Below are 6,675 nucleotides of genomic sequence, written 5' to 3' on the forward strand. Positions count from 1 at the left end.
CCATCGACGCTGGTTTGTTGCAGCACGACTCCAATGCGACGTTTCACCTGCGATCGCTGCCGCACCACATCGTATCCGGCAACCTGAATCTGTCCCTGCGTCGGCTTAGTCAGGGTTGTCAGCATCCGAATTGTGGTTGACTTGCCTGCACCATTTGGTCCCAGCAGTCCAAACATCTCTCCAGCCTGAATTTCAAATGACAGATCGTTGACAACAGGTGCTTTGCTAAATACTTTGTAGACGTTTTGCAGGGAGACGGCAACGGACATAGTGTGGGCGGTTTTAACGAATGCGATTAATGGACTGAGTATCCGGATAAACAGTCACTGCGGTCAAGCGTAGCGATCGTTCTGGGCTGAGAACAACTGCTTCTGGGCAGAACCTTACGTACCATTGAGTGATAAATGCTTCATTCAGTCGCTCTGCTAAAGAGCGCATGGACGTTGCCCATGCGCTCTTGATATGAACCAAATGGATCAATGCGACTCAGACGCAAGCTTTAGCGACGCACTAAGTTCAGCAGCTCTTTGGTAGACGCTAGCAGGTCAACGGCGACAAAGAAGATCTTGCCTTGAGGATCGAGCAAGAATCGCCACGCAATGTTCATGCCCACGCTTGCGCCAAACCAGGGAGACTGAACCTTGCCCGTAACCTTAATGGGCGTGTAGCCTTCTTCAGCAGGTTCAGCAACGCCTCGCTCTGGAATCATTTTGAGTCCCTGGCACTGTTCCCGCATGTAAGCGAGAATGGCACTGCGACCAACGATCGGTCGTTCAAACGGAGGCTGTAACGCACCTTCGGGATTAAACAAGGCGATCGCCGCTTCAAAGTCGTTGGCGTTCATGTTGTTGATGTAACTAAGGACGGTCGCGTTGGTAATGCCGTCGATCATTACTTTTGTTCGAGATGCCATCTCAGTCGGTGCCACAACTGGATCTTCAACTCGCTTGTAGCTTCCAGGAGCATTGGGATCGAATCCCATATTGACAACCGTATTGCGTAGGATTGTAATTTGCTGACCCGGATCGGCTTTACGAATGGCTTCTAATACGGCATTTGCATCTGAAGACAGTTGGTACCCTGGTGGAATCGGAGCAACCAATCCTTGCGCCATCCATTCGCCCAACTGATACCAGAACCCTAGCTTGATGTTCATGGTGAAGGACGCATAAGAGCGACAAATTGGCGTGTCGGTGCGGTTTGCCAAGTCACACATGACTTGGGTCTGCGCTTCCGGCGGCATCTGCTTAATCTGCTCCAAAATGCCCTGAGCAAGAATCATATTAGCTGCCCCTGGAGCAGCAACCGTAATTGATCTGCCCATCTCTGTGTATGCAAACCAGATTAGCGCTAGCTGATCTTCTGCACTCAGTTGATTGAATGATTCCGTTGTGGCTGGAACAATGTCCGCAACTAGGGTGCTAGGAAAAATTGACCGAGCCGATTCGAGGGTAATAGCCATAGTTGGAGTCTCCAGAGAAAAATCCCATTGAACCGATTAGATCTGGAACAATTCCAAATCAGTTAAGAGGGTAAGCAAGACACTTACTTGACAGAGAGGCTTGACAGAGAGGCAGCTTTTGTAAAGCTCTAGCTCACTGCAAAAGCGGCTAGCAGCGTTGAAACCATCAGCAGGGCGGCGCAGGCAGCTTGCAGCTTGTACTGGCGCTGCTGATCTAGAGACGGATACTCAGCTGCATAAACCACAGGCTCGATCGCGTAGTTGTTCAAAATGCCTCGTTCGTCGGTGGTGTAGCGCATGGAAATTTCCTTCTGTTACGTTATGTAAAGCAATGTAACAGAGACTTTACAAATGAGCAATACCTCCTCAGGATTTCTGAGCCAGGATCTAGCTTTATGAGAAGTAAAATCTTACGTTTCTGGTATGCCCGAAGCGCTCTAAGTCTCTTAGAACGGGAGTTAGAGGGCAAAAAGGGTTCAACTTCACAAGTTCTGGAACTATAGATTTATGAGAAACATTGGTTGCCTTCTGTAACTACAGAAGGCAACCAGTCAAAAATTTTGCTCCAGATTCCTCTGGTCGTTTAACCTACTCCCAGGTGGAGACAGGTTTGAGAATCGCAGGAATTTCCGCGTCTGGCGGAAACTCCAAAATCGTTTCTCGCAGTCCCAGATAGCCCGACTCCGTAAACGACAGCAGCATTCGTTGTAGTGCTAGCCAGACTTCGGCGTCGTATTCCCAGTCTCGCTGGCGATAGGCTTGGGCTGCGATCGATTTCAGCGCCCAAAAATAGCTGTTTCGTACAATCGAACCGCCCTTTTTATACGCAGGCACATCGTCCTGATGGATAAATACAATCTCGTCTTCGATTCTGGTTCTCATGGGGCGGGCGCTAAAACAAGTCTTACAACCAGTGTACAAATTCCGTTTCTACAACGTGGCGAGCTAAGTGTAGCGAGTGTTCTAAAGCGATCGCGGTGGTTAAATCTCTAACTTTGGGTCGCTGCTGAATCTGTATTACTACGATTTCGGAAGAATAAGCGATCGTAGAGTAGAAATCGATAGTTTTAGTTAAGAATTGCCACAAATAGACGGAATTTCAGCGTGAATTTCTCTGGGGAGGATTCCCAAGAATTAAGCAGCGTGGTAGGGTTTAAACAATTTTTCATTCATGGACTTAATTTTCACTTAGCGTGCTACTTCTGGATGCAAGCGGATAGCAGAAAGCTTCGCTTCTCGACGTTTTCGCTTCCACGATCGTGCCAGCCGCACGACTAAGGTATCAAACTAATCCTGTTTGAAAAATTGATTTCACATCTACCAAATGGCATATCTGCATAATCCGAGGCGGCAATTGGCTTAACGGCTGGTTGCTGAGTTTATGCATTAATGCCTACTTACGAAGCAAGCGAGGAAGTTATGGAAACGATCGGCTTTATTCATGCCGCAATTAACCACGAAGACCCCAATCCAACACCGGAGTTGCGGTCGCTTGATGTGAACCTTCCAAACTCTGCCTTAATGACGGCAGCGGGCATCGCAGTCACAGCCACCGTGTTGAGTACAGGGTCCGATCGGGCGATGGCAGCAACTCCTGTGCAAGGAGCCGGTAGCTCTGGTGCCAAAGTTCAGGCAGTGCAAAAGGCGCTGGGCATCCAGGCAGACGGGCAATACGGTCCCAAGACCGAGGCGGCAGTCACTGACTTCCAAATTCGGCAGGGTCTAAAGCAAATTGATGGCGTTGTCGGGAAGGAAACTGCAACGGCTCTGGGGTTGGATGAGAAATATCGCCCCGTTGGGTATGTATCTACCCCTTCGAGAATTGGCGTCAATATTCGCTCCGGTCCGGGACTTGGCTATGCCAGAGTAGGTGGTGCCGGTGACGGAGCCTATCTCAGCCAAGATTACTCAAACACGGTAAATCGTGATGGCTATACATGGACTCGGGTTCCGGGTCGTGGCTGGGTTGCCGCAGACTACACTTACGGTGGTAACGATAACGGTGGCTCTGAGCGTCCCGTTTCGTTTCCTGGGGGCGGCAGCGGTGGCTACGTCTCAACTAATTCTGGCATCGGCGTCAACATTCGATCGGGTCCAGGGCTGGGATATGGTCGCATTGACGGTGCATCCGACAATTCATACGTCGGTACCAGCGGCGGCACCGTTGAGGCAGACGGTTATCTCTGGCAGCGAGCAGAGGGTGGCGGCTGGGTCGCGACAAACTACCTGGACTAACGTGTACTGAATAGCCAATAGCGCGATGTGCGACTTTTTCAGATCGGTTGTGGAATAGCATCCCGCCTGTCCAATCAAGACAGCCGGGATGCTATTCCACCAAAAAGCGGAGTCGGAGCTTAAGTCCCACATCGCGTGAATAGCTGCTCTGAATTGGTGCGGCTGTCACCAGCTTATTGCGGCTTTGTCGGCTTGGGCGTTGGGGCTTTTGCTGTCGAGGGCTTGGTTTCCTTGAACGTGTAGCCTCGGCTAACTTCCTGGCTAGGGCAGCATGCCGCATCGCCCGGTGCGTATTTGTCCATCTTGACCGTAATCTTTCCGGCGTTGGCTGCCAACGTCTTGACCTTTACTCGCTCTCCCAAAAACTCTGACGAGACATTTTTGGGGCTGCCGTTTTGGTTGAGCACGCTGGCAAGGTAGGTGAAGGTTCTGCCGCCGATCGCAATGTCGAGCGTCGTCACTGCGTCTTTAATGCCGTCGCGGTTGAGGTCGCCGTAGGCAACGACGTCGCCTAGGGAAAACGATCGCCGTTTATCCTGATATTTGCCGTTTTTCAGCGGGGCAGGACTGTCTGCCACCACGTAATACTCTGTATTCTTCAGCTTTTGCAGCGTCAGCGGCGATCGAGACGCGGATTTTGGTTGGGGCGATCGCGCGGCAGCATTGGAAGCACTCGTCGCTTTTGGCGGAGATGCTTTGGGTGCAGGTGCCTTAGACACCGCGATCGTGGGGGCAGGAGATGGCTCTGATTGCCCACCTAACAACGGCAGCTGGACCGATCCGCATCCGCTCAGACCGAGCGTAAGACTGAATAACGCAACCCTGTAGTGAACACGCATGGCGGCTATCGCTGAAGTAATTTAAGAAACAGCGGGCGATCGCTCCAGCTAATTTACACCATCTAGTCAGGAATGAAGCATTGGCGGTTGGGAATAACGCGGTTGGGAATACCGATGGTCGTGCTGGCCTGTGGCGCGATCGCGAGTCGCAATGCTTTCCATTCCAGCCTCCGCACAGACGCAATCCCACCACGATCGCCGCAGTCTATTTCAACGCCATCGGCGCGATCGTTGGAAGCACCCGTTCAGCAGGTAAAGCCAGCCGTAGTTACGATCGACAGCAATGGCGAAATTAGCGCTGGCAGCTTGATCACCGCGAACGGCGTGATCTTGACCAGCAAGCACGCTCTGAATCATGCCGTGGTTACGGTCAAAACGATCAGTGGTAAAACCTACAGCGGTCGTGTTACGGCGATCGATCTGCAGCACGATCTTGCTCTCGTGCAGCTTGTCACCTCCGATCGCTTTCCCACACTGCGCTTCGCCACAAATGCCTTACAACCCGGACAGCCCGTGTACGCGATCGGCAGTCCATCTGGACGCAGCGGAACCCTGACCGCTGGCACCTTCCGACGCCTCACCCAGCACGGCAGCCTGCAAACCAGCGCTGGACTCTTGCAGCCCGGAAACTCCGGCGGACCCCTGCTCAACGCTCAAGGCGAACTCGTCGGTGTCAACAAAGGACTCCTCGACGACGGTAGCGGACTCGCCACCAGTGTCCTAACCGCACGGAAGTTCGTTGAGCGAAATTCTCGATCGTTCAATCCAGAAGGAGATCGGTAGGATAACTAATAGCTAGCCATCCGCTTTTGCTCACCCTCTACCCCCGGAGACTCCCATGACTCAACCCCAGATCGCTCCCTACGGCTCTTGGAAATCGCCGATTACCTCGGAGCTAATTGTGGCAGGAACGATCGGGCTGGGGCAGGTCCGACTGGATGGAGAGGAGGTGTACTGGACAGAACTGCGACCGACAGAAGCAGGGCGAAACGTGCTGGTGCGGCGGATGCCAGACGGAGAAACGATCGATCTGACGCCTGCTCCCTTCAATGTCCGCACGCGCGTTCACGAGTACGGCGGCGGTTCCTACCTGGTGCATCAGGGAACGGTGTACTTCTCGAATTTTGCCGACCAGCGGCTGTATCAGCAGGCTGGCACCGAAGAGCCTGTGGCAATTACGCCTGAAACGGCGTGGCGATACGCAGATGGCACGATCGATCCAGCACGCGATCGCCTCATCTGCGTGCGCGAAGACCACACGGGCGAGGGCGAAGCGGTGAATACGATCGTCAGCGTTCCTCTAGACGGTGCGTCGGAGCAGGAGGTGCTAGTGTCGGGCAGCGACTTTTACTCATCGCCTCGCCTTAGTCCTGATGGAACACAGCTAGCGTGGCTGTGCTGGAATCACCCCGACATGCCGTGGGACAGCACTGAGCTGTGGCTGGCGCAGTTGACTCCGGAGGGCACGATCGCCACCGCAACGACGATCGCGGGCGGCAGTGCGGAATCAGTGCTTCAGCCAGAGTGGTCGCCGGACGGCACGCTGTACTTTATCTCCGATCGCTCTGGCTGGTGGAATCTCTACCGCTGGACGAATCAAGTTGAGCTACTGTGTCCTATGCAGGCGGAGTTTGGTTCGCCTCACTGGATTTTTGGCATCTCCCACTATGCGATCAAGTCGTCGGACCAATTAATTTGCACTTACAGCGATCAAGGCGTATCGCGTTTGGCGATGCTGAACCTTGTGACCAAGCAACTAACGGCGATTAAGACGCCCTACACCGAAATCGGGGGTATCCATACAGCCGCTGAAACGGTCGTGTTTAGCGCAGGCTCGGCAACGGAGCCAGGCGTGATTGCTCAGCTTGATTTGAAAACGCATGAGATTCAGGTGCTGCGTCGCTCTAGCGAATTGAAATTAGATTCCGCCTATCTCTCGGTTCCAAAGCCGATCGAGTTTCCCACCGAGAATGGACTGACCGCTTACGGCTTTTTATATTTGCCGAAGAATCGTGACTACGTAGCTCCAGATGGGGAACGTCCGCCGCTGTTAGTTAAAAGCCACGGGGGTCCCACGGCGGCTACCTCGACCAGCTTCAACTTGCGGATTCAGTACTGGACCAGTCGCGGCTTTGCCGT

Annotated in this window: 8 protein-coding genes; 3 read left to right on the forward strand and 5 right to left on the reverse strand. The window is 53.1% G+C overall.

The features are described from left to right. From H6F43_RS15960 to H6F43_RS15975, 4 genes are all read right to left on the reverse strand, one after another. On the reverse strand, positions 1-269 hold a 269-nt coding region (locus tag H6F43_RS15960), incomplete at its 3' end, for an ATP-binding cassette domain-containing protein (RefSeq protein WP_190343711.1). A 230-nt stretch (positions 270-499) separates the two neighbouring features. Continuing rightward, complete coding sequence (locus H6F43_RS15965) at positions 500-1,462, reverse strand: orange carotenoid protein N-terminal domain-containing protein (RefSeq protein ID WP_190343712.1); 963 nt, start codon at positions 1,460-1,462, stop codon at positions 500-502. A 128-nt stretch (positions 1,463-1,590) separates the two neighbouring features. Continuing rightward, complete coding sequence (locus tag H6F43_RS15970) at positions 1,591-1,761, reverse strand: ssl1498 family light-harvesting-like protein (protein ID WP_190343713.1); 171 nt, start codon at positions 1,759-1,761, stop codon at positions 1,591-1,593. 289 nt (positions 1,762-2,050) lie between these two features. Beyond that, on the reverse strand, positions 2,051-2,344 hold the full coding sequence (locus H6F43_RS15975) for a hypothetical protein (RefSeq protein WP_190343714.1): 294 nt from the start codon (positions 2,342-2,344) through the stop codon (positions 2,051-2,053). Between the two features lie 507 nt (positions 2,345-2,851). On the opposite strand from H6F43_RS15975, the gene H6F43_RS15980 reads away from it, so the two are divergent. Further along, positions 2,852-3,697 (forward strand): peptidoglycan-binding protein, encoded by an 846-nt coding sequence (locus H6F43_RS15980; RefSeq protein ID WP_190343715.1) that lies wholly within the window; start codon positions 2,852-2,854, stop codon positions 3,695-3,697. A gap of 173 nt (positions 3,698-3,870) precedes the next feature. Here H6F43_RS15980 and H6F43_RS15985 read toward each other — a convergent pair whose 3' ends face one another. Next, complete coding sequence (locus H6F43_RS15985; protein WP_190343716.1) at positions 3,871-4,536, reverse strand: hypothetical protein; 666 nt, start codon at positions 4,534-4,536, stop codon at positions 3,871-3,873. Between the two features lie 114 nt (positions 4,537-4,650). Between H6F43_RS15985 and H6F43_RS15990 the strand changes: the two genes are divergently transcribed. Both H6F43_RS15990 and H6F43_RS15995 read left to right on the forward strand, forming a co-directional pair. Further along, positions 4,651-5,319 carry a serine protease gene (locus H6F43_RS15990; RefSeq protein ID WP_190343717.1) on the forward strand — a complete coding sequence of 223 codons (669 nt, stop codon included), beginning with the start codon at positions 4,651-4,653 and terminating at the stop codon, positions 5,317-5,319. 55 nt (positions 5,320-5,374) lie between these two features. Next, positions 5,375-6,675, forward strand: a 1,301-nt coding sequence (locus H6F43_RS15995) for a PD40 domain-containing protein (RefSeq protein WP_190343718.1), incomplete at its 3' end; no start/stop codon positions are given.

The sequence above is a fragment of the Leptolyngbya sp. FACHB-36 genome, from assembly GCF_014695955.1.
Classification (GTDB): Bacteria; Cyanobacteriota; Cyanobacteriia; order Leptolyngbyales; family Leptolyngbyaceae; genus FACHB-36.